The sequence below is a fragment of the Maribacter aquimaris genome (genome assembly GCF_014596745.1).
Lineage (GTDB): Bacteria > Bacteroidota > Bacteroidia > Flavobacteriales > Flavobacteriaceae > Maribacter_A > Maribacter_A aquimaris.
In genome coordinates, this window is sequence record NZ_JABTCF010000003.1 from 30,331 (window position 1) to 57,042 (window position 26,712).

Sequence of the window (26,712 nt, forward strand, 5' to 3'; positions counted from 1 at the left end):
TTATTTTTAATATTGGAATATTTTTCCACCAGCCATAACATTTTGGGTTGCCTCATCAAAAGTAGCTTTGAGTCCAGTTCTCATGGCTGCAGTAGTCATGATATTGGCAATTGAATGATTATATGCGGCCTCAATCGGACCATTTGTCGTTTTACGACTTCGGACACATTCCATCCAATTCAACATATGCAATGATGTCATATCATCGACGCCCGTGTTGGCGGAAGTAACTGCTTTTGGGGCATTGTCAGCAAGATCAAAAGCTTCTAATTTATTGGGTAGCATATCCATAGCTTTTGCGTGCCTCTCAGATAAACCTCCATTATCACTTACTTTGTTGGTATCCAAGTTGAGCTCTCCTCCATTTGAATAATATATTTCCTTCGTCCCACCTGCTGAGTTTGTAAAGCGTGAAGAATACGTCACTTGAAAGCCAGAACCCATATCATCAGAAGGGCCATAATCAAAAACAGCGGACATGGTATCGAAGTTTTTTCGTCCGTCCTTCCATAAATAAATACCACCATTGGCAGCTACACTTCTTGGGTGGTTTAAACCAGAGAACCAATGTACGGTATCAATTTGGTGCGACATCCATTGGCCTGGGATACCTGAAGAATAGGGCCAGAACAACCTATATTCCAAATACTTTCTTGGGTCCCAAGCTGCTTCCGGCCGATTCATTTGATAGCGTTTCCAATCCGTATCCGATTCCCTGATTTCCCGTATTAATTTAGGTAAACGCCATCTGCCAGGTTGATTGACATTCCATGTCATTTCTACCATCACAATATCGCCGAACTTACCTGATTTAATGAAATCGTTGGCGGTATGATAATTGGCCCCACTTCTTCTTTGAGAACCGATTTGGAAAATAATACCCGAATCATTAACGGCTTTCATTCCAATACGGGCATCGGCCATTGTTTCCGCAAATGGTTTTTCACAATACACATCTTTCTTAGCAGTAGCCGCTTCTACGGTATGGAGGGCGTGTTGAAAATCGGCAGTTGAAATGATTACGGCATCAATCTTATCTTTCGCATACATCTCTTCATTGTTCTCCCATTTTTTAACTTTATTCCCGGTCATCTCCTGAATAAAAGCAACTCCTTCATCCCTTCTGCGGTTCCAAATATCGGAGACCCCTACGATTTCGAAATTCTGGATTTTTGAATGACCATTGAATGCTGGGATCAAAGCCCCTTTCGCACGATTGGAAAACCCTGAGATTCCCACGCGAACACGATCATTGGAACCTATAATCTTTCTGTAGCTACTTGCACTCATAGCGTTTGCCCCTAAAACGATACCGCCAGTAGCCAAAGCTGATTTCTTTATAAAATTGCGTCTGTCTTTTTTCATAATAAATAGTTTAAAACTCCCTTATTTTAATATTTTTGAAGGATACCTTATCCCCATGATCCTGTAATAAGATCAAGCCATTGGGCAACTGCCCAAAATTCCCCCATTTTTCGTATTTGCTATGCTCGACCAAGGCCCTGAAAACTTGACTGAACCTATCGAACTCGACAACTTTAACCTGATTCAGCCAATGCTCTACATGGCCATCTTTTACAACAATTCGGGCATTATTCCAGTTATTTATACCCTTGAAATTTTTACCTCTGGAACTTTCATTATTTTCAGCTCTGATCAGATCATATAAAGATCCTACCGTTCTATTGCCATTCTTACCCTTTTTGGCATCTGGGTGTTTCTCGTCATCCAATATTTGAAACTCCAACCCGATTGCCGAACCTTCACCTTTGTTCAATTCAGAATCCACGAAATATTTGATACCGCTATTGGCACCTTCAGTTAATTTAAAATCAACACATAATTCAAAGTTACTGAATACATTGGTTGTTACGATATCACCACCATTTCTGGACTCTGCCCCTCCTGAAGACAATACACTAAGGATACCATCTTTAATTTCCCAACCTTTTTCAGGGAATTTATCCAATTTCGCCCCTCTCCATCCATCGGTGGTTTTTCCATCCCACAATAAGCGCCAGCCTTTTCTGGTTTCATCAGCAGTTAACTGGTTTTTTAAATAACTGATTTCAGGAACTTCATTATCCACCTGCTTTCTTGAGCTTTCCAAGTCGGTTGTCTTGATCTTTATATTTTTCCATTTCACGATTTTACCTTCCAAGGTATTATCATGAATACTATGCACCTGAAAGGCAATAAAGCCTTCAGCAGTGGTATCGTCAACCAAATTGGCACATTGTATACCATTTATCCATGTGCGGATCGATGAACCTACCGCTTCAATACGATAGTGGTTCCATTCTCCAGGTTTGAAGGCATTTTGACCTTTTGGATTTCTTGTCAATGGATACAACCAACCGTTTCGCGCTTCATCGTACACACCACCGGCCCATTTTCTAGCACTAGTTTCTATTTCACATTGGTACCCATGTACTCTCCCGTCCATGATGTCGGGATTGCTCAAACTTCTGAACTGTACGCCAGAGTTCAATCCATTTTCAACAAATACATCAAACTCCAAAATAAAATCACCATACGTTTTTTTTGTGGCCATAAAACTATTGGGAACCCCGATTTTTGAAGTTCCGATCAGTTCTTGGTTCACAACTTTGTAGTCGGCTTCCCCATTTAGTTGTTGAAAGTTGGTAAGATCTTTCCCGTTAAAAAGGAATTCCCAGTTTTCTTGTGCAGATACAGAATAACAGGATATAAGGAGAAGTAATAAGAATTCAATTTTTACTTTTTTCATCATCACTTAAAGTTCTTTGTTTTATATGGTTTTACCCGATTAAAATAGGGATTGTTAGATATTTTAACTAAAAATAATAAATTTAGTCGTTAACGTTAACGAAATATGATTTTATTTCTAAATCCTAAGAATTAGTTACAGATTAAAACAATAAACATCAATTCATTCCATAAAAGCATTTGGATCCTATTTGGGAAAGGATCATAAAGAAAGTCATACTCACAAATGGCCTTTGCTATGCTCCCCCCACTAAGCCTCCAACCAAGGACACGCTGATTAAAAGGTTGGATTAAGGATTCATTGAAATTTAAAATACTACTTAATTGATTATTCATATAATTTCATATACACTCGTTTGATACCATCTATTGATGTGCACATTTCTAGCTATCTTTAAAATATGCAGACAGGCCTAGACGTTAGCCTGAATAAAATTTGAAGTTCAGACAAAGGATTATTAAACACATAAATTAGAAATGGATTTATCAGAGTTCATCAAAGACATTTACCATGACCTACCGTTTTTACCTAGGGACTTACCTCCTTGGGAGATTATCAATAACTTGGAAAAAACGATAAAACATTTGCTGTCTAATTTGGAAACAACGAATTATAAGATAGTAAACCAAGTCGCTATTCATGAAACCGCTTTGGTTGAAAATGGTGTAACAATTAAACCAAATACGATAATTGGACCCCGATGTACAATAAAGGCCGGCTCATATCTTCGAAATGGCGTCTATTTGGTAAGTGATGTGGTAATAGGAGCAAACTGTGAGATTAAGCAGAGTATCCTATTTAAAAATTCAAGAGCGGCACATTTAAACTATATCGGGAACTCCCTGATTGGGGAAGATGTGAATTTGGAGGCTGGGTCTATTCTTGCCAACCACTTTAATGAACGGGAAGATAAGACTATTCGAATATTCCTTGAAGATAAGATTGTCGAAACCAATGCAATTAAGTTCGGTTCATTAATAGGTGATCATTCTAGAATAGGGGCAAATTCCGTTCTTAATCCAGGAACCATTTTATATGTTAAATCTGTTGTTCCTCGCCTAACACATGTAGATCAATTAGGGTAAAATTAAAAGTTCAAAAAAAGGATGATTAACTTTGACACTTAGGTAGTATAAAAGTATTTATTTTATACTGTTTTTAGTGATTCGATAAAAATATATGCATTTTATATTTAAGTAGTATAGAAAATAAAAATCCAAATATTATGAGAAGTGATGAAGTGAAAAAAGGACATCAAAGAGCCCCACATAGATCATTGTTTAGGGCAACGGGATTAGTTGATGAAGATTTTGACAAACCCTTTATAGGGGTTGCAAACTCCTTTATTGAAATTATTCCAGGGCACTTTTTTTTGGACAGGGTATCAAAAGTAATAAAAGAAGAAATTAAGGCTAATGGTTGTGTTCCTTTTGAATTTAATACCATTGGTGTTGATGATGGTATTGCCATGGGGCATGATGGCATGCTTTTTTCCCTCCCTTCAAGAGAAATTATAGCGAACTCTATAGAGACGGTCATGAATGCCCATAAGTTAGATGCCATGATCGCTATTCCAAACTGCGATAAAATAGTTCCGGGAATGATTATGGGCGCCTTACGGGTAGATGTACCTACCATTTTCGTGAGTGGTGGCCCCATGAAGAAAGGATATACAAAAGATGGTACTCCCATTGATCTTGCTACCGCATTTGAAGCTGTTGGTAAATACGAGGCTGGTGAAATGACCGATGATGAACTACATGATATAGAGTGTAATGCCTGTCCTAGTGGAGGTAGTTGCTCTGGAATGTTCACGGCAAACTCAATGAACACTCTAATGGAGGCTATGGGAATAGCCCTTCCTGGGAATGGTACCATCGTTGCATTAACCAAAGAACGTGAAGCACTATATAGAAAAGCAGCAAGAAGGATTTGTGAAATAGCAAAGAACAAAGCGGCGACCAAAAAATTTAAACTTACTAATATATTGAATGAAAATGCTGTCAGAAATGCATTCGCGGTAGATATGGCCATGGGTGGTAGTTCTAACACGGTGTTACATATGTTGGCCATAGCCAAAGAAGCACATGTTGATTTTAATCTTGAAGATATAAACCATATTTCTAAAAAAGTTTCACATATCGCTAAAATTTCCCCTAGCTTGTCAACAGTTCATATGGAAGATATTAATAGCGCTGGGGGTGTAAATGCCGTAATGAAAGAAATGACCAAAAGAGGGGATGATGTTTTAAAGGATAACTTAACAATAACCGGCGAAACAGTTTATGAAAAAATTAAAGATGCACATATAAAAGACACCTCAATTATTCACACGATAGACAATCCATATTCAAAAGTAGGTGGACTTGCTATTTTATACGGAAATTTAGCTGAACAAGGGGCTGTTATAAAAACAGCAGGAATTATCGGAGCTAGGGCTTTAACTGGTACAGCAGTATGTTTTAATGGTCAGCCAGAAGCTATTGAAGGAATTATCGGAGGAAAAGTTAAAGCAGGTAATGTTGTTGTTATAAGATACGAAGGCCCTAAAGGAGGACCGGGTATGCAAGAAATGTTAGCGCCTACTTCATTAATTATGGGAATGGGACTTGGTGATAAAGTAGCCTTAATTACCGATGGTAGATTTAGTGGGGCTACTAGGGGAGCTAGTATAGGACATGTAAGTCCGGAAGCTGCAGAAGGTGGTATGATTGGTTTACTGAAAGATGGTGATGAAATTCATATTGATGTTGATAAGTATATTTTATCGGTAAATTTAAGTGATGAAGAAATTGCACGAAGAAAATCAGAATTCGTTCCAATTAAAAAAGAACTAAAGTCTAGTTGGCTTAAACAATATAGGGCATTAGTGACAAATGCAAGTAGTGGGGCTATTTTAAAAACGGATTTATTTTAAATAATAATACCATATACTCTGGTTCATAATTATAAATATGGACTTCAGTCTTATTTCAAAGGTTTGTGACTTATCAAGTCACAAACCTTTTTTGTTCAATAACGGAAATATTGAGTTTGCCGTTTAAAAAACTTTACTGTCAGAATCCTTACATACGAATAGGTAAACAAAATTATATTGATTTAATTTCGCCTTGGATAAGTAATGAAGAAGAGATAAGTTAGGACACCATGTCGGCGAACCAAATTAAAAGATCAAATAAAAAATCGTTATTGAACTATTATTGATTATCCTACATCCCAATTGCCCCATTGATTAGTTTGGGGCCTTGATCAATTGTCCCCCTGCCCCTTCGTTAAAAAGTAGAGACCAATAGTACCATTCATAATTTTTTCAATATCAATTCCTTATAAAATACTGCCATCGACGGACCTGCATGAACCTGCAATGCCAACACTCCTGAAGATGCCGATTTCTTGGTTTCATTATCCACAACATCCATTGTCAATTGCCCATTGATGTAATGCTGTAAATGACTCCCCTTGGCCACAATGCGGTAGTCATTCCAATCCTCTTGTTTTATAACGGCCTGAATCCCTTCAGTGGTGTTAAATCGTTCCACTGTTTTCTGTCCATCTTTCGAAACAACCACCTTTTCACCCCGCTGAGCGATAATTCCCCTTCCTTTTTCTTCGTACAATATCCCGGAATATTGAATGCCCGCTTCCATATCCGCTTGGTAGCCACCAACAATGAATTTATCTTGATCTACTACCCTAGCCCTATATTGGACACCGCTATTCCCTCCTATAATTTTGTATTTGAATGTCAACTCAAAATCCGACACAATCATATCGTGAATTAAAAAAGTATTATGCCCAATAACCCGTTCATCGGTGGTTTCCCCCTTAATGCAACCATCTTCCACCGACCAAACCTGGCTATCACCCCGCCAATGGCTAAGATCTTTGCCATTGAACAATTGCTCTGTTTCATTTGCTTTCTGACCTGCTAAATTGCAACTCATCACCATGGCCATAAGCGCCGTGTAAATTACTTTATAATTCATTTTTTTATTTTATCTTGGTTTCCGCCTGACAACATATACGCTATCAAATCTGTAATTTCCTGTTCATTCAATCTATTGACCAAGCCTGCTGGCATTGGTGATATTTTGGACAGCTCAACGCTTTCCAGTCTATCCTTTCTCACTTTTGCGGTAACATCGGGAGCAAAAGCACTTATAGCCACTTCAATAGTATTGTCATCTTCATTGATTTCGATTCCTGTGATTACAGAACCATCCTCCATATGATAATCTGAATATTGATACCTATCCCCAATGGTTCCAGAAGGATTAACAATGGCTTCGGCGATTGCCCCAACCGTGAATCTTGAACCTATTTGGGTTAATTCTGGCCCCGTGCTACCTCCTTCCCCATTCATACTATGACAAGAAATACATAATGAAGCCTTAAACATATTCCTGCCATTTTCAAAATCTGCGTTTTTGTAATTCTTTTCGTAAGCGGACATTAACAACTCTACCGAATAAGCCATACCGGGACCTTGAGGTTGCTTTACATCCTCCATATAATCCGGCCTGCGTGCCGCTGCGATTTCAGTCAATTCAGAAAGGTAATCCTGTTCTTCTTCAGGAACATTGGCCAAAGCCTCTTTTTGGATTGCCCTAATAAAATTCAAATACTGTTTCCCCCCAGCTTTTTGCATCGCATCGCCAAACCATTTAAAATAACGCTCCCTTGTAGATGTTGACCATCCCTTTTGAAGGTAACTCAAACTCTTGGCATAACTAATATTGCGTTGATTTGGCATATTTGCCAGCATATTCTCAACATCCTTTCCGTATTGCTCACTTCTATTGGAAATATCACCGGATATGTACAACGCTTTCATACCCTCCGTAGAAGTATTCGTCTCCATTTCATCCAATGTCAACCCAACAATTTCCGCTACCTGCAAATAACTTAGGATCTTACACAATTCCATATTCACAGCCTCGGAACTTGCCAAATAGGCAGGTAAGAACAGCTTTTTGATTTTTTTATGCATATCGTTTGGCAAGCTTCCTTCCATTCTTGTTAAAAGCAAATCAACTGCTCTTATAAAATCCAGTTTTTTAGATTCCTCCAAACTTTGCCATTCAATTCCCACTAAGATTTTCAAGGCTTCCACCCTAGCGGCATCATCACCATGACGCGCAATGGCCAAGGCCAGACCAACAGCAACTTCCGGCGGATTATCTTTCTTGATTTCATCTTTCCAATGTGCGTAATCCAAATGCTCCAAAGCCACCCGGGCCGAATATCGAATGGCTCGATCTTCATGATTTAAATGCTTCATGATCAACGGAATTTGGTCCGCTGAGGGACTCACGTGCAACACTTCCAGTTCCCGTCTTAAATCCCGTTGTCTTTTTCCATCGGAGCGCTCTTCCAAGGCCAATACTTCAAAGGGCAAATCACCTTCATAGGTTACGCGGTACAGTCCGGATTCCAAACGTCTTCCTCCTGTTAAGAAGTATAAGGCCCCATCATCACCCACGACACCATTGGTAAGGGGTAAGGGAACACCGGAAAGAAACTCTGTGACCTCTGCATCAAACGAACTGCCTTTGGGTGTTAGCTTTGCATGGTACATCGTTCCATAACTCCAATCAAACAAGTACAATCCCTTTTGATAATAGGCCGGGAATTTCAATTCCCTTCCATCTAAAAGACCTGTTGGTGATCCTTGCCCCAAATTGGCAATACCTGAAAGGTTATCTGGATAAAAGTCCTTAAATTTTCCTGTTCCTGTCCTCCATCCAAAATCGGCACCGCTCGTCATATGGATCAAACGGATGGGTCGGTACCACGGCATGCCTAGATCATACTCCATATCAGAATCAAAACCAAACAATTCATTATCACGATTAAAGGCTATATCATAAGTGTTTCTAGTCCCAACCGTTATCAGCGTCCATTTTTTACCTTCAAAATCCGTTTGGGCTACCCAACCACCCGGTGCCTTTCTTGAATTGGCATGTCCACTGGGGTCTTTAATGACCGGTAATAAATTATCCTCTCCCCATACTTCTGGAACCCTACCATGGACGTCGCTGGGAATATCCGTATGGTTTCCAAAAACCATATACATGGATTGACCATCCGGGGCCAATACAATATTGTGTGGTCCGTGCTCCCCATTCCCGTTTAGGGTCTTTAACGTTTTAACCTTATCCAATTCCCCATCCCCATTGGAATCGATGATTTTATACAATCCACTTTGGATCTTTTCATCATTTGAGTTTACCAAGGCGAACAATTCTTTATTGTGGTATAACAACCCTTGGGCCAATCCAATATTTACCTCTAATTTCCGTACTTCAAAAACATCCTTTTCCCCTGATTTGGTAAGTCTGGATTTATAAATGCTTCCGTATTGGTCGGAAGTATAGAAATTTCCTTGATCATCCTTGGCTATACTTACCCAGGAGCCTTGTTCCTTATCGGTAGGTTCATACAATTTAGAGATAACAAAACCTTTTGGAAGTGTAATACCATCGATTGTGACCGTTTCAACAATAGGTGTTTCGTTATCCGAGTCCAGATTACAGGAATAAAACAGAATGCTCGCGAGGCTTAATAATAATAGCGTAATTCTTTTCATAAAATAATTAGTGGTTGGTTGATCCTAATATACCGGTAAATATCCCGAACGTGGATATTCTGGCATCTGTTAAAAATAGACATAAAGTTTTAGATTTTTTGTTTTTAAGAAATGGACCCGTCATAAATTAGGTTTGCAAAGACTTAAATATCCTGATTTAACCCTTCCAGATTTTGCCCCTTGTCGAAATATGGGAACATGGGAAAACCCCTTATCCGTAAACCAATCGAATTATCGGCTTTTTGATTTCCACAATTATGACGTAATCTAAAGGATTGCGTATCTTTATGATGTCGCAAAATACATATCCCGATTTATGGGTGAATGCTTTGGACAAAAAAGAAAAAAACAAGACAAAAGGCTTCGGCCCGGTGTGAAGTCGGAAGCAAAAAGCTTCTGTACTCCCGCCCTATCCTAAGCCCAGACATTGTACACTATTTACAAAATTTAATCGGATGTAGTTCAAACAATCAATAGATCGATCTTCTTTTTTTACTTTACCGTTCGGGAATTGAAGCCTTTATTAAATCCACGTATGCAGCCATTGGAATCCATGCCATACCCGTTGTCTTGCTTATTCTAATATAAAACGCCTATCATGTATTACATCCATCGCTGAAAAATCATATAGCCCATAAAATGAAACAATACATTACCATTGACTTTTATTTTAACAATTTAGAGCATATTCCGATTATCGATGTCCGGTCACCGGGAGAGTTTGCGAAAGGGCATATCCCCGGGGCCAATACTATTGGATTATTTACCAATGAAGAACGGGCAATCGTTGGCACCGCCTATAAAAAAGAATCAAAAGAAAGGGCCATTGAACTTGGGTATGGATTTGTAAAACCCAAACTAAATGACTTTATAACCCAATCTATTGGGGTTGCCCCTGAAAAAGAGGTTGTAGTTCATTGTTGGCGTGGAGGGATGAGGAGTAGTGCCTTTGCGGATCATCTAATCGAGAATGGGTTTAAAAAGGTTTACGTCATTGAAAAAGGGTACAAAGCTTATAGAAACTATGTGTTGCGGTTTTTTGAACAACCCTTTAATCTTAAAATCTTAGGAGGATATACAGGTACAGGGAAAACTGAAATACTGCATTTTTTAGAAAAGAAAGGGCAACAGGTTATTGATTTGGAAGGATTGGCCAACCATAGAGGTTCTGCTTTTGGAGGGATCGATCTACCGCCACAACCCACAACGGAGCAATTTGAAAACAACCTTTTTACAAAAGTTCGGAGTTTACATCCTGAAACGCCAATATGGATCGAGGACGAAAGTAAGGCAATAGGGAAAGTAGCGATTCCCGATCGATTATATTTTAAAATGAGGGATATGCCCGTATATTTCCTGGATATTCCTATTCAGGAAAGAATAAAACACCTTGTGGATACCTACGCCCAACTCAGTCAGGATAAATTGGCGGAAGCCATTGGTAGAATAACCAAAAGGCTTGGGAATGAGAAAGCTAAATTGGCCTTGAATGCGCTAGAAAATAATAATTACGATAAGGTTGTAGCGCTTATCCTTTCCTATTACGACAAATACTATTTAAAAGGATTACAAAAACGTCAGGAATCTGCAATTTTAAAATTTGAGATCACTTCCGTGAACCATGAGGAAACGGCAGATTTTTTAATAAATTTAATAAATCAGAAAAATGGATGAACCTATAAAAATGACAAGTTTTAGCCACGGTGCAGGTTGTGGCTGCAAAATATCGCCCAAGGTATTAACGACAATATTGGAATCATGTTCCCCTAAAATTGAAGACCCACATCTTTTAGTGGGTAACGATACTCGGGATGATGCTGCTGTATATGACATGGGAGATGGAACGGCCATCATCAGTACTACTGATTTTTTCCTACCCATAGTGGACGACCCTTTCACTTTTGGAAGGATTGCCGCTACCAATGCCATTAGCGATATCTATGCCATGGGAGGGAAACCATTAATGGCGATTGCCATCTTGGGGTGGCCCATTGATAAAATAGACCCCACAGTGGCAGCCCAGGTTATGGAAGGCGGAAGAAAAGCCTGCTCCGACGCGAAAATCATACTTGCTGGAGGGCATAGTATCGATAATCCAGAACCTATTTTTGGACTTGCAGTTACTGGATCGGTAGCCATCCCTAATTTAAAATGCAATGATAAAGCGGAATCAGGAAGCATTCTTTATCTCACCAAACCTTTGGGTATCGGTATTTTGGCTACCGCACAAAAGAAAGGGGTTTTGGAAGAAGAACATAAGGATATTGCCGCTAATTCAATGGTCATATTAAATGATGTCGGATTGGAACTATCTGAAATAGAAGGAATTACAGCCCTAACCGATGTTACTGGGTTTGGACTTATGGGCCATTTATTGGAAGTGTGTGAAGGAAGCAATGTATCTGCCGTTATTAATTATGACAACGTTCCCGTTTTCGAAGAGATCCATGGCTATATCGATAAAAAATGTATCCCTGGGGGAACGCTGAGAAACTGGGACAGTTATGGTCATAAGCTTCATATTGAGAATGAAAAGCAACGATATATCCTATGTGATCCACAAACCAGTGGAGGGTTATTAATTGCTGTTAAAAAAGAAGCCTCCCAAAAAGTTGAATCCATCCTAAAAAGCAAGGGGCTTTTTGCCAAACCCATAGGGGAACTCATAGAACGATCGGAATTGCCTATATATATTAATGAAAAATAATAGTGGAAAGAACGATTTGAAGAAGAACAAGCAAAACATACTACAAGGGATTTATCAACTACAGGTCGAAGAAGACCATACCATAACCAAGCCTATAGCCCTTACGACCTTCTGGCTTATTTGTCAAGTTTTTATATTTTTATGAAGTTCCCCCCTGAGGTGGCATACGGCTTTGCGTTCATCCAGCGAATTAAAAACGCCACCGCGGCAACTCTGCTCTCCCAATGCCTGCGCAGAAATGATAGGCTAGGTTTCATAGGACGACCGCTATGGCTTAGAAGGACGCCTAAAAAAACGAAGACATGCAAAGAATAATTTATTACGTAGCCAGTTCCCTTGACGGATTTATTGCAGGAGTGGATGACGACATTAGCAAGTTCATTCCCCAAGGCAATGGGGTACAAAAGTATTTATCCGATTTAAAAAATTTCGAGACGGTAATCATGGGGCGTCGAACCTATGAATTTGGTTATCAATATGGACTGGAACCGGGACAACCGGCGTATCCTCATATGGAACATCATATATTCTCTGAAACCTTAACCATGGATACCCTCGCGAAAAATGTCCATATTGAAAAAATTTCAACAGATCGGATCAACGAAATCAAGAGGAACTCGATAACGGATATTTATCTCTGCGGTGGCGGACAATTTGCCGGCTGGCTTCTCGACAATGGATTGATCGACCAATTGAAACTAAAATTGAATCCGATCATACTCGGGGAAGGCATACCCCTTTTCGGAAATTCAAAAGCCTCATTGGTCGGAAAATTGATTGACAAAGAATGGTTTGATGAAGGATTGCAAATTTTGACCTACGATTTGAAAGATATAAACGCCCAAGGTAGCTAATAATAAAATTTTATTGGTCCACTACCCTATCTGAAAATGTAATGAAGTTCCCATATTAGAAACAATCAGTATCCGTAGAAATACGTTCATTTCCTAAGACCTGCCAAGAAGGATTTTGGGTACAAAATGGAACAAATACTTTTATACTCATTTAGGAAATAAAATGTCCTACCTAGGCTTATTAAGGCTACCTTCGGCAAAAAACAATGTCGATAGAGGAAAGAGTACAATTGGTAGAAAACCTTTTTCTTCAATTGGAGCAAGAAACCACCGTGTTTCAACAAACATCAGGGCTCGGCTGTGTTTCCGGCTGTGGAAAATGTTGTACATATCCCGATATAGAAGCTTCCCCTCTCGAATTCTTGCCTTGGGCCTTTCATCTATTTTTAAATGGGGAAGCCGAAAAAACACTCCTTTTGTTAAATAAGTCCACCAGTTTAACCTGTTTGATTTACAAGCCATTATCCATTATTGGTCAAGGTCGTTGCAGCGATTATAAATACCGTGGATTGATTTGTAGGCTATTTGGATTTGCAGCCAATACCGATAAATATGGAAAATTGCGATTGGCTACTTGTAAGATCATCAAGGAAGGTCAGTCGGATAACTATAATAAAACGGCAGAAGCAATTACAAAAGATTTGAATATCCCAGTATTCACGGAATATTACATGCAATTAAACCAAATAGATTTCCATTTGGGAAATATCATATTACCTGTTAATAAAGCCCTGAAAATGGCCTTGGAAGAAGTCTTACAATATTATGCCTACAGGCCTATGCCCAGCATAGGAAAAAATGCGCTACCTGCCTAATGTTTCATCTTACCATTAGTTGTATCTCGCCGTAGCCTTACCTGATTACATTGAATTCTTTAAAAAACACCCCTGACATCATTTGTCATCAGGTGTGTTTAAATTTGCATGAAATCAAAAAATAGAATTGGATGCAAAGAGTACGCATAGCGCCTTTCGATAGTATCGGGATTTCGATACGCACAACAAACGAAAAAGGGCAAGCCAACAAGGAAATCGTTGCATTATGGGGTAGGTTTATGGCTGAGGGCATTCTGAATACAATTCCGAACAAAGTGGATCATACGATTTACGGTATCTACACAGACTATGAAAGTGACCATACCCAACCGTATACGGTAATACTTGGGTGCAAGGTTAACGCATTGGATGTAATCCCAAAGGGAATGATAGGTAGGTCAATTGAAGGCGGTACCTATTGTAAGACCAAGGCGTATGGGGACTTAACCAAGGGCCTAATGGTAAACCACTGGTCGGAAATTTGGAAAATGGATTTGGATAGACGTTATACGGCAGACTTTGAGGTTTATGGAGAAAAGGCCATTGAACCTACAGCTGCGGAAATTGATATATTTGTCAGTGTAAAATAGTCCTTGGAAATGATACGGGAAATAGACAATTATTATTTAAACAAAGATGAGCCGAACAAAAGCTGCCTGCTTGCCTTACGACAATTTATTCTGAAGCCGGATGCACATATCAGTGAAACCCGTAAATACGGAATGCCGTGCTTTACCTACAAAAACAAAATGTTCTGTTATTTATGGACCGATAGAAAAACTGATATGCCCTATATACTCTGGGTAGAGGGGAAACATCTAAACCATCCTGAATTGGTAGCAGGAAACCGTTCACGAATGAAGATCCTCACCATTGACCCTACCATCGATTTACCCATTGAAACCATTGGATCGATCTTAAACCAAGCTTTGGATTTATACAGGAACGGTACGATACAGATAAAATAAGCAATGATCATCACGTGTGGGCTTTTGGCGTGACATGAGTCAATCCCTTAGGCCGCTACACTTCCTTAAAAATATTCCAGATCAACCCTGTCCATTTAAGGGTAAAACTTTACAATACCAATTCTGCCATTTGTCGGATATTCCTTGATGAGGAACCGATATGTATCCTATAGGCTCCTTTTTCAAGTGCCCACCCCCCACTTTCCCCATCCCAATAACGCAACTCTGAAACAGGGATTTTCAGGGTTAGGCGTTCAAAATCCCCTGGCTCCAAAAGCCTGGTTTTAGCAAATGCCTTTAATTCCTGGATGGGACGATCAATGGTGGATTCTAATTTTTCGGTATACACCTGAACGACTTCCTTGCCTGCAACCAGACCGGTATTTTGAACACGCACAACCGCAGTGATCATGTTATCCTCTAAGCTTACCGCTACCTCTGAAAATTCAAAATCGGTATAGGAAAGACCATAACCAAAAGGGTAGGAAACCTCTAAGTTGGCTTGATCAAAATGCCTGTAACCTACATAAATACCTTCATCATACTTCGTATAGTCCCTATTTTGGACCTTTTCTGCTTCCGGTCGATCCTCCTTCCCAAATATAAACCCCGAAATTAAATCGGTATAGGAAAGGTGTCCCCCTTCCTGGGGGAAATTGGTATTCGAAGCATGGTCATCCAAATTCATTGGGAATGTCATCGGTAATTTACCACTAGGATTCACTTTTCCACTTAAAATATCGGCAACGGAATTCCCGCCTTCCTGACCGCCTTGCCAGGCAAGAAAAATAGCATCGGGTATATCTTTCCAAGAGGCTGTTTCGATGACGCCCCCAATATTGAGAACAACGATAAGTTTTTTATCGGCAGCCTGAAAAGCCTTGGCCGTATTGGAAATCATTTCTTTTTCTGATTGTTTCAATAAAAAGTCATCCTCTTCTACCCTATCTCCCCCTTCACCTGCATTTCTACCTATGGTTAAAATCCCGACGTCTGAACTTTGCACTATTTCTTTTAGTTGTTCTGCCGTAAATGCCATTTCAATTGGTGCATACGGATCGAACATGGCATCTATCCCTTCCGCCTGTTGAAACGCCTCCTGGTTGTCCTCCCTGTGGGACATATACACACGCTTGGCCGTTTCATTAATTTCAAAACCGGCATCCATCAAACCTTGCTCAAGGGAAATCGTATAAGCCTCGTTTACATCCCCCGAACCTGTACCACCCGCAATAAAATTATAGGAGGTAATTCCTAAAAGGGCAATATGCTTTGTGTCCTGCAACGGTAACGAATTGTTGTTCTTTAGTAAGACCATACCTTCAGAGGCCGATTGGCGCGTAGTTTTGGCATGTGCTTCAAGGTCAGGATTGTTTCCGTACCCTTGATTCCCCATCTTTTTGGTTTTTAGGACCAACCTTAGAATCCTACTGACGGATCTGTCAATCGTTTCTTCAGTCAATTCACCCTTTTCATGCGCTTCCAGTAAGGCATCCCATTGTTTTTTGGTTCCCGGTTCCAAAAGGTCGTTCCCTGCACTGATCTGGGCGGCCGCATTCCTTCCCCCAAACCAATCGGTCATCACCAGTCCTTCGAATCCCCAGTCGTTCCTTAACACATCGGTGAGTAAATATTCACTTTCTGAAGCGTAGGTACCATTGACTTTATTGTAAGAAGACATAATCGTCCAAGGTTGCGATTTTTTCACAACAATCTCAAAGCCCTTTAAATAGATTTCACGTAAGGCCCTTTCGGAAATGATCACATTGTTCAAATTGCGTTCCGTTTCCTGATTGTTGGCTACATAATGTTTCAAGGAAGTGCCAATCCCGTTCCTTTCTATTCCATTGACCATGGCCGCACCAATATTCCCTGTCAGCACCGGATCTTCGGAATAATACTCGAAATTACGTCCACATAAGGGATTACGCTGAATATTTGCACCAGGGGCCAATATCACATCTATGCCATATTCCAATGCCTCGTTACCCATGGCATTTCCAACCTCTTGGACAAGGGTTTCGTTCCATGTAGATGCGAGCAGGGTGGCAATGGGGAAAGCCGTGCAATAATACGTTCTATCCTCCCCTTCCCGTGTTGGCTGGATTCGGAGTCCGGCCGGACCATCTGATAAATATACCGTCGGAAGCCCCAATCTTGGTGTTGGCACAATGGTACCCACGGCGCCTGGTATTCCCTGTCCGGGTTCATTCATTCCAACCCCGGAAGCCATCCCTGAACCTTTGAGCAAATGTATCTTTTCTTCCATAGTCATTTGCGAGAGCAAATCGGCCACCCGTACATCAATTGACTTGCGATCATCTTCAAAATCATCCAATTGGTTATTTCCATTACGATCTAAAAAGGTATACCCCTCAATGGTTAGTTCCCCAATCGTTCGATTTTCGACATAGTCCTTTTCAAAAGTCAAAAAACTTGATTTTATATAGGACCAACCGATAAATGCGATAATGGCTATAAGAACGGCTAGGGATGATACTATGATCAAAAATCTTTTCAAAAACTTTTTCATGCGCTTCTATTTGTGACAATACGACACAAATATAATTATTTTATTTTGTGACAAAGCGCCCCAAATGTTATTTTTGTAATATGAATGTACATGATATCATTAAACATGGATCGGATTATTTCTTACCCAATTTGTCTATCGATTTGGTAATAATCGGATATCATGAGCATAAACTGAAGTGTCTATTACTTAAAATTGGGGATAAATGGATATTGCCAGGAGGCCATATAAAGATTGATGAGTCCTTGGATGTTGCTGTGAAAAGGATCTTAAAATTCCGTACCGGTCTGGAAGAACCTTATATGAAATTTCTAGCGATATTCGGTGACAAGGATCGTAAGTTTGACAAAGAGTTTAAACAGTTCTTTGAAGATAAGGGAATCCCATGGGAGGAAGACTACTGGATAAACAACAGGTTCATCACACTGACTTTTTACTCCCTAGTAAACATTGACAGCACCCAACCGGTACTTGGGGAATTCGATGAGGCTTTCGAATGGTTCGCCTTTGATGATTTGCCCGATATGTGGTTAGACCATAAGTCGATTGTCAACTCCGCCCGTACCAGGTTAAAGGAGGATGTGAAATACGAACAGATTACTTACAATCTATTACCTGAACAATTTACCATGCCCCAGCTACATCAACTTCACCAAACCATTCTTGAGGAAAAAGTAGACCGTAGCAGGTTTCAAAAGAAAATTCTTGCTACAGGACTACTAGAACGTCTTTCACTACTGAATAAGGATTCACCTGGAAGAAATCCATATCAATATACGTTAAGGAAAAGGGATAGTTGATCATATAACGAATACAGGAATAAAGAATATTGAATACTGAAGATGGTTCATCCATAAATATCCCTTCTTTTTGATTAATTTTAATTGCAATCGATAAAACAGACATCACTATTCCCTATTTATAGTTAAAAAACCCGTTGGAGCTAACCATGCCAATTTACAGTTTAGCATATACGAACCCAATAAAGCGCATTTTATGAAGAACAGCCTAATCTTAACCCTTTTGCTTTTTTATAGCTGTGCCTCGCTGTTACATGCCCAGTCCCCCATAGAGATTAGGGTAAATCTTAGAGGCTACCCAGGTGATATGCCTAAAGAAGTACTCATTCTAAGTAAAGGCGCTTTGGACAATCCCGTTTTGAAATTAAAGAATGAAAAAGGAGTAACATTAAAGGAATACCAATGCATACCCAGTGAAAACCCTTGGCCTCCCTTCCCCTATTATTACAAAGCCGATTTTTCCGGTTTTAAAGAACGAGGGAAGTATTACTTTGAATTAGGGGAGAATAATATTGTAAGTCCGGTTTTTACGGTCGGATCCTATCCTAATTGGCAGGAGGATGTCATTGGTTTCATACGCACGCAACGTTGTGGATTTAATCCGTATACCAAAGCATTCTGCCATCAAAAAGACGGATTAAGTTTTTTTGGTAAAAGACCGGATTCAACCCGGATTGATGCAACGGGTGGATGGCATGATGCCGGTGACCAATTGAAATATCTTATTACGGGGAGCAATACCACTGCCCGATTGCTCATGGCCTATCAAATGAAACCCCATAGTTTTAAGGATGTGGTTGATGCCAGGGGATTAAAAGGTGCGAATAACCTGCCCGATGTATTGGACGAAGCAAAGTGGGGACTCGAATGGATCTTGAAACTTCACCCGAGTCCAGATGAACTCTACCATCAAGTTGCTGACGATAGGGACCACCGTGGATTTAAACTTCCCCATGAAGAAAACGCTGATTATGGATGGGGTCCCAATAGTTTTCGTCCTGTCTATTTTGCAACAGGGAAACCCCAAGGCCTTTCAAAATATAAAAGCAAGGCAACGGGAATAGCCAATCTGGCGGGTCGTTCGTCTGCCACCCTTGCTTTAGGGTATCAGGTCTTTATTAATTTTGAAGAATATAAGGTATTTGCCCAAACCTGTCTGAAGGCCGCTAAGGAACTATATCAAATGGGAAAATCACAAGAGGGATATCAGCAAGGCAATAGTTTTGGAGCCCCTTATCGTTATGAAGAAAACACCTGGGCCGATGATATGGAGTGGGCAGCGGCCTGCCTTTACAAAATCACCAAAAAGAAAGAATTTCTAAGAGATGCCCGAGGTTACGCCAAAATCATTGGCAACTGGTCATGGATGGAGAGGGATACCGCCAGCCATTATGAAATGTACCCTTTTATAAACATGGGACATTATGCCTTGTGGCAAGTTGGTTCTTCCAAAGACAAAAAAGAAATGAGTGCCTATTACAAGCACAATTTAGAACAGGTAAAAAAACGATCGAGGGAAAATCCGTATGGCATTGGCCATCTGTTTATATGGTGTTCCAATAATTTGGCTGCAGCAGTAGCTACACAAGCCATGCTATATGAAGAGATGACCGGATCAACAGAATATCGCCCCCTTATGCAAAACCATATCAATTGGCTATTAGGCCTGAACCCATGGAGTTCGAGTATGATCACGGAAATTCCAGAGAACTCCGATACACCGGTTGATGTGCATATGCCATTTTGGAGGATCTATAAAAAATCCATTAAAGGAAGCCTGGTTGATGGCCCCTTGTGGTCTACCATACATGATAAAATGCTGGGGATAGCATTGTCCAAACCTGACGAATATGCCCATTTACAACCCGATCACATTAAGTATATGGATGACTGGGCCGATTATAGTACCAATGAGCCTACGTTGGATGGGTCGGCGGAATTACTCCTTATTTTAACAAGATTGAGTAATGACTAGGACAACGTTATGTATTTTATGCTTATTGATCAACCTATCGCTTTCTGCCCAAAATATGGTGGATAAGGAAGGGGCCATTGTTAGGTCGGATACGCTATATAAAAATATTAAACTCTGTTTTACGGGCCACGATTATGACGAAGGTTTTGACTATGTGCTGCGTATACTGAAAAAGCATAAGGTAGAAGGATCATTCTTTCTGACCGGCGATTTTGTACGAAGTCATAAACGTTTAGTGAAAGCCATTGCCAAGCAAGGACACTTTATCGGTGCCCATTCCGATAAGCATCTTTTATACTGTGACTGGACGAATAGGGACAGTCTGCTACATTCCACGGAAAAAATCAAGAACGATATTCTTCAGAATCTATTGGCATTGAAGCAACTTGGGATTCATCCCAAGTATTTTATGCCACCCTATGAATGGCATAATAAAAAAGTTGTGGAAATCGCTTCCGGATTAAACCAAACGACCATCAATTTTTCACCCGGAACCCGTTCCAATGCCGACTATACCACTCCAGACATGCCTAACTATACATCCAGTAAGGCTATTTTAAAAAGCATCTATGATTATGAATCCTTAAAGGGCTTGAATGGATTCCACTTACTGATCCATCCAGGTACGAGTCCAAAGAGGAAAGATAAATTCTATTTCCATTTGGATACACTTATTGCCACTTTAAAGGAAAAAGGATATCAATTCTCCAAGTTTTGACCGGCTATATCAATCTCTTTTAGCTTGCTTTCCTATCAAACAAACTATTTGATCAATTGGCTTGGGGAATGGCCAAATTGCTTTTTAAAACACCTGCTAAAATACAAGGGGTCGTTAAAGCCAACCATATGGGCTACTTCGGAGACATTATAATTTTTGGTTTTAAGGAAGGTGGCCGATTTCTTCAAGCGAATGGTCCGAATGAATTCATTGGGGGACATATCGGTCAGTTGTGTTATTTTACGATACAATTTAGAGGAGCTCATTGCCATTTCGGTACATAACATGTTCGATGTCAATTCTGGATTACTTATGTTCTCCTCTACGATTTTCTTGATTTTTGAAATTAAGTCAATATCGATTTGTGAATGGGCCAAACTAATGACATCACTTTCCACATCTCCTGAAAATTTTTGTTTTAAATCGAAATGGATCTTAATGATATTATCGATACGGGTTTTAAGCAGGGCAGGGTCAAACGGTTTCACCAAATACCCATCGACTCCAATTTTATACCCTTTGATCCTATTTTCACTTTCGGCCAATGCCGTAAGGAGCACAACGGCGATATGGCTTATGTTTTCATCAGATTTCAACACTTCAACAAACTCAAAACCATCCATAACGGGCATCATAACGTCTGCCACACACAATACTGGTTTTACCTTTTTACAAAGTTCTAAGCCTTCTTTCCCATTTTCCGCTTCATACACCTTATAAAAACTCGATAAATACTCTACAATATATTTTCTGAGTTCGGCATTGTCATCTATAATTACGATTTTCTGCTTGATATCCGTATTGGTCTTAACCGGCTTTACAGTATTGGGAGCACTTACACCCGTGATAATGGGTTGTACCTTATTATCTTCTATCTTAACAGGAATCGTATTGAATTTTTCTTCCATGGAATAGGCTTCCCCATAAATGGGCAACTTAACGGTGAAAATACTACCCGATCCAGGTGAACTAACCACATCGATATTTCCTTTATGTATTTCAACCAACGCTTTTACCAAAGACAATCCTATTCCCGTACCCGTTGTATTCTCCTTACTGTTTTTGGCCTGGTAGAATCTTACAAAAATCTTCTCCCTACTTTCCTTGGGTATCCCTATTCCATCGTCGCTGACCTCTAATATCAATTGCCTATGTTCCTCCTGTGTCACACCCAGATACAAATCTATATTCCCATTCACGTTGGTGAATTTCATGGCATTCGACAATAAATTGTACAATATCTTACTGTACTTGTCTACGTCTATAAGGCACTCTTCCGGAACATCCTCAATAGTTAAATTAAAGTTGATGCTTTTGGACTGTGCCAATTCGTGGAAAGAATTGAAAATGTCCTTTGTCGTGTTCAGTATGTTGGTATTTGAAACCTTTAATTTCAACTCACCTGTCTCTGCCCTTCTAAAGTCTAAGATCTGATTCACCAAACGCAGTAATCTATTGGCATTTTGATGGATCAAATCTACCCTGCTTCGACTGTATGAGCCTAAGCCCTCTTGTTCCAGAAGCTGTTTTACAGGCCCTAGAATAAGGGTTAAAGGGGTCCGGAGTTCATGTGAGATATTCGTAAAAAACCGGAGTTTCTCATTATTCAGTTTTTCGTCCCGCTCCCTTTTTACCTTTTCCAGAAGAAGTTCCTGTTTCAATTTAAGTCGTATCTTAAGTTGTCTTCTAGATAAATAAAGTAACAAGGCCATTATGATGAGAATGATTAAAATACCCTTATAACTTAACCAAAATGGAGGTAAAATCTTTATATGATAGGAAGAGGTAGCACTCCAAATCCCGTCACTGTTACTCGATTTGATCTTAAAAACATAATCATTGGCATATAGGTTCGTATACTGGACTGTTCTGGAATCACTATCGGTTTCTATCCAATCGTCATCAAAACCCTCAAGCATATATTGATACTTGTTGAGCCTTTGATTGGTAAAGGATGGTGTGGAAAATTCGATGGAGAAATTTCGATTGGCGAAGTCGAGCTCAAGATTTTTGCCATAGTTCAGGTCCTTGTCAAAAGGTATTTGCCCATTGATTTCCATTCCCGGCAACAATTCCTTGTTCTGTACCTTAAATTCGGTAATCAAAGGAGCAGGTGACCAATTATTCCCTTCTATCTGTAAGGGTGAAAATTGAATGATTCCGTTTTTGGCCCCTAAATATATTTTGGAATTGTCAAAACTATAAAAACCACTAGAACTAAAGACATCCAAGCGATTACCACTTTTTACTTGGTAAATTTGTGCGGTTTTATTGGGCACGTCGTATTTGGCGATACTATTGTTCATGTTCAACCATAGGTAGCCATTTAAATCCAATGCCATTTCGGTAATCCATTTACCCTGAAGTCCCTTGGGTTCTTTTATCGCCATAAAATCATCTTTTTCAGGCTCATAAACGGCTAACCCCATACGTGTGGCGGACAAAACATTCCCTGAAAAATCAATGGTGATATCACTTACATTGTTATGGGGCAAACCAAATTCGGAACCTACCCCCTGTTCATACATTTTTATCAGCCTTAAATCATTGTCGAATTTTGCTATTCCCCCTTCTGTGGCAAACCAAAAATCATTATTGGTATCCGCTACCACTTTATTGATTTGATACCCCGATAGCAACGTACCAATGTCTTCCCTTACCTCCATGGTTTTGGTATCCAAACAAACTGCCCCTTCGCCAAAGGAAGTTGCTATGAGGCCATTCTCCTTGTATTTTCCAAAATCAAAAATCGGGGAATTCTGAAAGCCCACATCAATAATCCGGGATATCCGTTTTACATAGTCATAAACCAGGACCTTACCATTCCATAGGCCACAGTAGAATTTTTTTCCATCATATGAAAATATACTGGCTATATCACTATTGTCATTAAACAGGGGGGAAATTTTATCTTCCTTAAGAATAAATAGTCCGTTATGACGTGTTGCGACGACAATCTTATTGTCATAGGTCTTTGAAAACCCTCTGATCCTAGGAGCCTGATTATCGATTAAAGAAGAAATACCCTTGTTTAATTTGAACTGATTTTCGAAAGGATCATATTTATCCAGTCCCTCTTCGGTACCAATCCATAATACGCCTGAAGCGTCAAAGTACAATGCGGCGATTAAATTATCGACCAATGATGTATCATCTGATAATATGGAATAATGCCATTCATAATCACCTGTTTTTATATCCTCTAAATTATCACAGACCAAAAGCCCCCCCAAAGTACCTACCCAATATTTATCATCGGGAGCCCTTGCGACAGACAAAAAGTAAGGTCCAAGTTTATCCCTTACAATTTCATTTTCAATATAAAGATTCTCAAAATTGTCCGATACGGTATCCAATTTATAAAGTCCTTCCCGTGTCCCTGCAAAAATGTCCGATTTATGGTCCTCATAAATAAAGTTCAAATAGGGATTGACCTCTTCTGAATTTGGGATTTTTAGGGTATACCGTTTGATCTTTTCGATATCCCCCCGTTCATCAAGCACTATTCTAGCTACCGAACCTGTTTCATAGCTACCTACCCAAATCTGTCCTTTTTTATCCTCGAAGATTTCCTTTATATAGGTAAACCCCTCGATATTTATTTTTGTAAAACGCTCCTCCTCTGGATAAAACAGGTATACCCCTTTGCTCTTTGTCCCAACCCATACCCTGTCGAATCGATCGACATACACTGAACGTATTTCTTCATCGGGTAAACTGTTGGGATTGTTTTCGTCAGGTAAATAGGTGGTAAATGTATCTGTCTCCGTTCTGTAGCGGGTTAATCCCTTTCTTGTCCCAATCCATAGATTATTGGAAGGCTTATCGTACAACAATACCGTAATATCATCATTATATATGGTATTGGTATCCCCTTTTGAACTCTTAAATGATTTAAACTGGTAACCATCGAATCTGTTTAATCCCGAAAAAGTACCCATCCATAAGAATCCTTTATCATCCTGAACAATATGACGAATTGAGTTATGGGAAAGACCATCCTTATCATTATAGTGCTCGAACTTAATATCCTGAGCACAAAGATGGACTTGCATGCCAATCAAAAGGAATAAGAATATATATCTAAACATAATTGAATTTAACCCTTACATAAGGCAACAACATTCGAGAAGTGGCAAGGTACAAATGTTATGGAACAACTCGCTCTATCTTACCGGTCTTCAAATCGATCTTAAAATGGTCCGAAGGTTCCCCACTGCAAACTTTCATAAAAATACTGGCCCATAGCCGTAAATTCTTATAATCGGATTTCCTCAATTGTTGACATACAACTTTATATCCTTCAAGCCTTTTTTCGTCGATATCGGAAAATGCCAATTCATCGGCATTTCTGATTTTATAAAAATCATGTATCATATGCAAGCCTGTCCAGCTATCCAATGGTGCCATTTCCGTATTTTTTTCCTGCAATCGTTTGTAGAAAGCATTATATTCTTCTTCTTGGTCAAATCCTAACTTTAGTAGGTCCTCTCCCGAAGATCGTATAAGTAAGAATTTCAAATTTTCGGGCCAATCCTCCTCTAAAAATCGAAGACGGACCAATTCATTTAAATGCCACGTTGTAAATTCCTTATAGGTTTTGGCATCCAATATGCCCTTGTCCCAAATAGCACTATCCTTAACCTGTTTGAGATAATCATATTCCTTTTCATACAATGGGAACAAACTATCAAAATCAGGAACATTATCGATGACAACGGTCTCTATTTCAAAAACATCATTGTCTTTTAACGTCAGTAATTTATAACCTGGCACATAGGCAGCCATGGAGGGTATCTGTACATTGACCAAGCTTCCTGATTCCAAATGCCTTTGTCCGGTATCGTTCATATGCATATGTCCCCCAAAATGGACCTTCACCCCGGCTTCTATCAACATTTGGGACACACTATCCTTAGGCACACGATGCAATTGCATTTTTTTTGCCCCAAAAAGGGCTTTGATTTCTGGGACAGCCCCATCATAAAAATCCAATGTAGGGTAATGACTGAATACAATCAGGGTCTTTCCTAATTCCTCTGCCCTAGTAGTGACCGATTTTATCCAATCCAATAAATGTGCCTTATGCAAGAGTATATTATTATACCCTATGCTCGCACTACTAAAAAGTTTAGGATCCCCAGTGTCTGCATCTGCTTCTGGCTTAGGTACATAAACGTTGGCATCTATGGCTAAAAACCATACTTCGTCCAACGGTTCTACAAGGTAACTAACGTCGGGGATCATTGGTGTATCCTTATTGGACCTATACATCCTATTTTCAAAAACGGCCTGTTTTTCGGCTTCATTAAAATCATAGTTTCCATAGTCATAGGAAGAAAATGGGGATTCCCAATACCTATCCTGTGGTTTGGGGAAAAAACCGAAATCCTGCAATTCATCCAATATTCCTACATATCCTAATTTGGCAATATCCTGGGTTATAATAACGGGCAAATCATCATCGTTTTTGGGTGAAAACAGCCCTTTTTCACTAAAAATAGCTTGGGATTGGCCATTTTCACCTAAAAAGTCCGTTTTCCCCGCAGCCATTCGAAAAGGGCGTACAGGGTCATGATTACCCGTCGTCAGGATAAAACGAATGCCGTATTTTTCGGTGTAGTTGTCTAAAATCTGCTTTAACCCCCGAATATTGAAAGCTTGACCATCATCACTAAAATCACCTGGTAAAACCACCAGTTTCACGCCCTTTTTAACCACATCATCCAAAGCGGCCAGAAAGGCAAAATAATTCTCATTGAACAATCGCGTAGATTGCAATTGGGATTGCATGGTTCTGGCCAAGGTATATTTTCCTGTTTGTGGATTTAGTACACCTTTAAATTCGTTGTCGGTAAACTCTCCATAAATATCAGATAAATGGACATCTGACATAAAGGCAATTTGAAGCGGCTGTACAGCGTGTTCCGGGTCTTGTGTACAACCAAGAAAAGTGATTCCAACCAATAAGATAATTACCTTGCGCAACATCATTTGTTCAGCT

At 39.7% G+C, this 26,712-nt stretch carries 18 protein-coding genes; 11 read left to right on the forward strand and 7 right to left on the reverse strand.

The genetic code is table 11. From position 1 onward, the window contains the following. Window positions 1-6: 6 nt before the first annotated feature. A complete protein-coding gene (locus HPE56_RS06270; RefSeq protein WP_188242924.1) occupies window positions 7-1,365 on the reverse strand; it encodes a Gfo/Idh/MocA family protein in 1,359 nt (452 codons plus the stop codon). A 10-nt stretch (window positions 1,366-1,375) separates the two neighbouring features. Further along, window positions 1,376-2,752: a 3-keto-disaccharide hydrolase gene (locus HPE56_RS06275; protein ID WP_223170216.1), complete on the reverse strand. Its 1,377-nt coding sequence runs from the start codon at window positions 2,750-2,752 to the stop codon at window positions 1,376-1,378. 473 nt (window positions 2,753-3,225) lie between these two features. Here HPE56_RS06275 and HPE56_RS06280 point away from each other — a divergent pair, with 473 nt between their 5' ends. Further along, window positions 3,226-3,834 (forward strand): DapH/DapD/GlmU-related protein, encoded by a 609-nt coding sequence (locus HPE56_RS06280; RefSeq protein WP_188242925.1) that lies wholly within the window; start codon window positions 3,226-3,228, stop codon window positions 3,832-3,834. A gap of 140 nt (window positions 3,835-3,974) precedes the next feature. Beyond that, entirely contained in the window at window positions 3,975-5,666 is a 1,692-nt protein-coding gene (ilvD, locus tag HPE56_RS06285; protein WP_188242926.1) for a dihydroxy-acid dehydratase, read from the forward strand. Between the two features lie 382 nt (window positions 5,667-6,048). Here the strand turns inward: ilvD and HPE56_RS06290 are convergent, their stop codons facing one another. Further along, entirely contained in the window at window positions 6,049-6,735 is a 687-nt protein-coding gene (locus HPE56_RS06290; RefSeq protein WP_223170217.1) for a 3-keto-disaccharide hydrolase, read from the reverse strand. Further along, window positions 6,732-9,338: a c-type cytochrome gene (locus HPE56_RS06295; RefSeq protein ID WP_188242927.1), complete on the reverse strand. Its 2,607-nt coding sequence runs from the start codon at window positions 9,336-9,338 to the stop codon at window positions 6,732-6,734. The genes HPE56_RS06290 and HPE56_RS06295 overlap by 4 nt, the downstream gene beginning before the upstream one ends. Window positions 9,339-9,977: 639 nt before the next feature. Between HPE56_RS06295 and mnmH the strand changes: the two genes are divergently transcribed. The 6 genes from mnmH to HPE56_RS06325 all read left to right on the forward strand — a co-directional run bounded on the left by mnmH (window position 9,978) and on the right by HPE56_RS06325 (window position 14,682). After that, complete coding sequence (mnmH, locus tag HPE56_RS06300) at window positions 9,978-11,012, forward strand: tRNA 2-selenouridine(34) synthase MnmH (RefSeq protein ID WP_188242928.1); 1,035 nt, start codon at window positions 9,978-9,980, stop codon at window positions 11,010-11,012. After that, the gene (gene selD, locus HPE56_RS06305; protein ID WP_188242929.1) at window positions 11,005-12,045 is read left to right on the forward strand and encodes a selenide, water dikinase SelD; all 1,041 of its coding nucleotides are present in this window, start codon (window positions 11,005-11,007) and stop codon (window positions 12,043-12,045) included. Before mnmH ends, selD begins: the two co-directional genes overlap by 8 nt. Before the next feature lie 302 nt (window positions 12,046-12,347). Beyond that, on the forward strand, window positions 12,348-12,899 hold the full coding sequence (locus HPE56_RS06310) for a dihydrofolate reductase family protein (RefSeq protein WP_188242930.1): 552 nt from the start codon (window positions 12,348-12,350) through the stop codon (window positions 12,897-12,899). Between the two features lie 206 nt (window positions 12,900-13,105). Then, a complete protein-coding gene (locus tag HPE56_RS06315; RefSeq protein WP_188242931.1) occupies window positions 13,106-13,714 on the forward strand; it encodes a YkgJ family cysteine cluster protein in 609 nt (202 codons plus the stop codon). A 131-nt stretch (window positions 13,715-13,845) separates the two neighbouring features. Then, a complete protein-coding gene (locus HPE56_RS06320) occupies window positions 13,846-14,304 on the forward strand; it encodes a GyrI-like domain-containing protein (RefSeq protein ID WP_188242932.1) in 459 nt (152 codons plus the stop codon). 9 nt (window positions 14,305-14,313) lie between these two features. Further along, window positions 14,314-14,682, forward strand: coding sequence for a DUF1801 domain-containing protein (locus HPE56_RS06325; protein WP_188242933.1), 369 nt, complete (start codon window positions 14,314-14,316; stop codon window positions 14,680-14,682). 109 nt (window positions 14,683-14,791) lie between these two features. Here the strand turns inward: HPE56_RS06325 and HPE56_RS06330 are convergent, their stop codons facing one another. Further along, on the reverse strand, window positions 14,792-17,215 hold the full coding sequence (locus tag HPE56_RS06330; protein ID WP_188242934.1) for a glycoside hydrolase family 3 N-terminal domain-containing protein: 2,424 nt from the start codon (window positions 17,213-17,215) through the stop codon (window positions 14,792-14,794). A gap of 80 nt (window positions 17,216-17,295) precedes the next feature. Between HPE56_RS06330 and HPE56_RS06335 the strand changes: the two genes are divergently transcribed. The 3 genes from HPE56_RS06335 to HPE56_RS06345 all read left to right on the forward strand — a co-directional run bounded on the left by HPE56_RS06335 (window position 17,296) and on the right by HPE56_RS06345 (window position 20,708). Further along, complete coding sequence (locus HPE56_RS06335; protein WP_188242935.1) at window positions 17,296-18,015, forward strand: NUDIX hydrolase; 720 nt, start codon at window positions 17,296-17,298, stop codon at window positions 18,013-18,015. A 196-nt stretch (window positions 18,016-18,211) separates the two neighbouring features. Beyond that, on the forward strand, window positions 18,212-19,990 hold the full coding sequence (locus HPE56_RS06340) for a glycoside hydrolase family 9 protein (RefSeq protein WP_188242936.1): 1,779 nt from the start codon (window positions 18,212-18,214) through the stop codon (window positions 19,988-19,990). After that, window positions 19,983-20,708 (forward strand): polysaccharide deacetylase family protein, encoded by a 726-nt coding sequence (locus tag HPE56_RS06345; RefSeq protein WP_188242937.1) that lies wholly within the window; start codon window positions 19,983-19,985, stop codon window positions 20,706-20,708. Before HPE56_RS06340 ends, HPE56_RS06345 begins: the two co-directional genes overlap by 8 nt. A gap of 44 nt (window positions 20,709-20,752) precedes the next feature. Here HPE56_RS06345 and HPE56_RS06350 read toward each other — a convergent pair whose 3' ends face one another. Next, window positions 20,753-24,799 (reverse strand): ATP-binding protein, encoded by a 4,047-nt coding sequence (locus HPE56_RS06350; RefSeq protein ID WP_188242938.1) that lies wholly within the window; start codon window positions 24,797-24,799, stop codon window positions 20,753-20,755. A gap of 58 nt (window positions 24,800-24,857) precedes the next feature. Then, window positions 24,858-26,702: a metallophosphoesterase gene (locus HPE56_RS06355; RefSeq protein ID WP_223170218.1), complete on the reverse strand. Its 1,845-nt coding sequence runs from the start codon at window positions 26,700-26,702 to the stop codon at window positions 24,858-24,860. Between the last annotated feature and the right edge of the window lie 10 nt (window positions 26,703-26,712).

What these genes read in the sequence shown, in the direction of transcription:
- HPE56_RS06270 (WP_188242924.1), bottom strand. Translation starts at nt 1,365, where the DNA reads ATGAAAAAAGACAGACGCAATTTTATAAAGAAATCAGCTTTGGCTACT.
- HPE56_RS06275 (WP_223170216.1), bottom strand. Translation starts at nt 2,752, where the DNA reads ATGATGAAAAAAGTAAAAATTGAATTCTTATTACTTCTCCTTATATCC.
- HPE56_RS06280 (WP_188242925.1), top strand. Translation starts at nt 3,226, where the DNA reads ATGGATTTATCAGAGTTCATCAAAGACATTTACCATGACCTACCGTTT.
- ilvD (WP_188242926.1), top strand. Translation starts at nt 3,975, where the DNA reads ATGAGAAGTGATGAAGTGAAAAAAGGACATCAAAGAGCCCCACATAGA.
- HPE56_RS06290 (WP_223170217.1), bottom strand. Translation starts at nt 6,735, where the DNA reads ATGAATTATAAAGTAATTTACACGGCGCTTATGGCCATGGTGATGAGT.
- HPE56_RS06295 (WP_188242927.1), bottom strand. Translation starts at nt 9,338, where the DNA reads ATGAAAAGAATTACGCTATTATTATTAAGCCTCGCGAGCATTCTGTTT.
- mnmH (WP_188242928.1), top strand. Translation starts at nt 9,978, where the DNA reads ATGAAACAATACATTACCATTGACTTTTATTTTAACAATTTAGAGCAT.
- selD (WP_188242929.1), top strand. Translation starts at nt 11,005, where the DNA reads ATGGATGAACCTATAAAAATGACAAGTTTTAGCCACGGTGCAGGTTGT.
- HPE56_RS06310 (WP_188242930.1), top strand. Translation starts at nt 12,348, where the DNA reads ATGCAAAGAATAATTTATTACGTAGCCAGTTCCCTTGACGGATTTATT.
- HPE56_RS06315 (WP_188242931.1), top strand. Translation starts at nt 13,106, where the DNA reads ATGTCGATAGAGGAAAGAGTACAATTGGTAGAAAACCTTTTTCTTCAA.
- HPE56_RS06320 (WP_188242932.1), top strand. Translation starts at nt 13,846, where the DNA reads ATGCAAAGAGTACGCATAGCGCCTTTCGATAGTATCGGGATTTCGATA.
- HPE56_RS06325 (WP_188242933.1), top strand. Translation starts at nt 14,314, where the DNA reads ATGATACGGGAAATAGACAATTATTATTTAAACAAAGATGAGCCGAAC.
- HPE56_RS06330 (WP_188242934.1), bottom strand. Translation starts at nt 17,215, where the DNA reads ATGAAAAAGTTTTTGAAAAGATTTTTGATCATAGTATCATCCCTAGCC.
- HPE56_RS06335 (WP_188242935.1), top strand. Translation starts at nt 17,296, where the DNA reads ATGAATGTACATGATATCATTAAACATGGATCGGATTATTTCTTACCC.
- HPE56_RS06340 (WP_188242936.1), top strand. Translation starts at nt 18,212, where the DNA reads ATGAAGAACAGCCTAATCTTAACCCTTTTGCTTTTTTATAGCTGTGCC.
- HPE56_RS06345 (WP_188242937.1), top strand. Translation starts at nt 19,983, where the DNA reads ATGACTAGGACAACGTTATGTATTTTATGCTTATTGATCAACCTATCG.
- HPE56_RS06350 (WP_188242938.1), bottom strand. Translation starts at nt 24,799, where the DNA reads ATGTTTAGATATATATTCTTATTCCTTTTGATTGGCATGCAAGTCCAT.
- HPE56_RS06355 (WP_223170218.1), bottom strand. Translation starts at nt 26,702, where the DNA reads ATGATGTTGCGCAAGGTAATTATCTTATTGGTTGGAATCACTTTTCTT.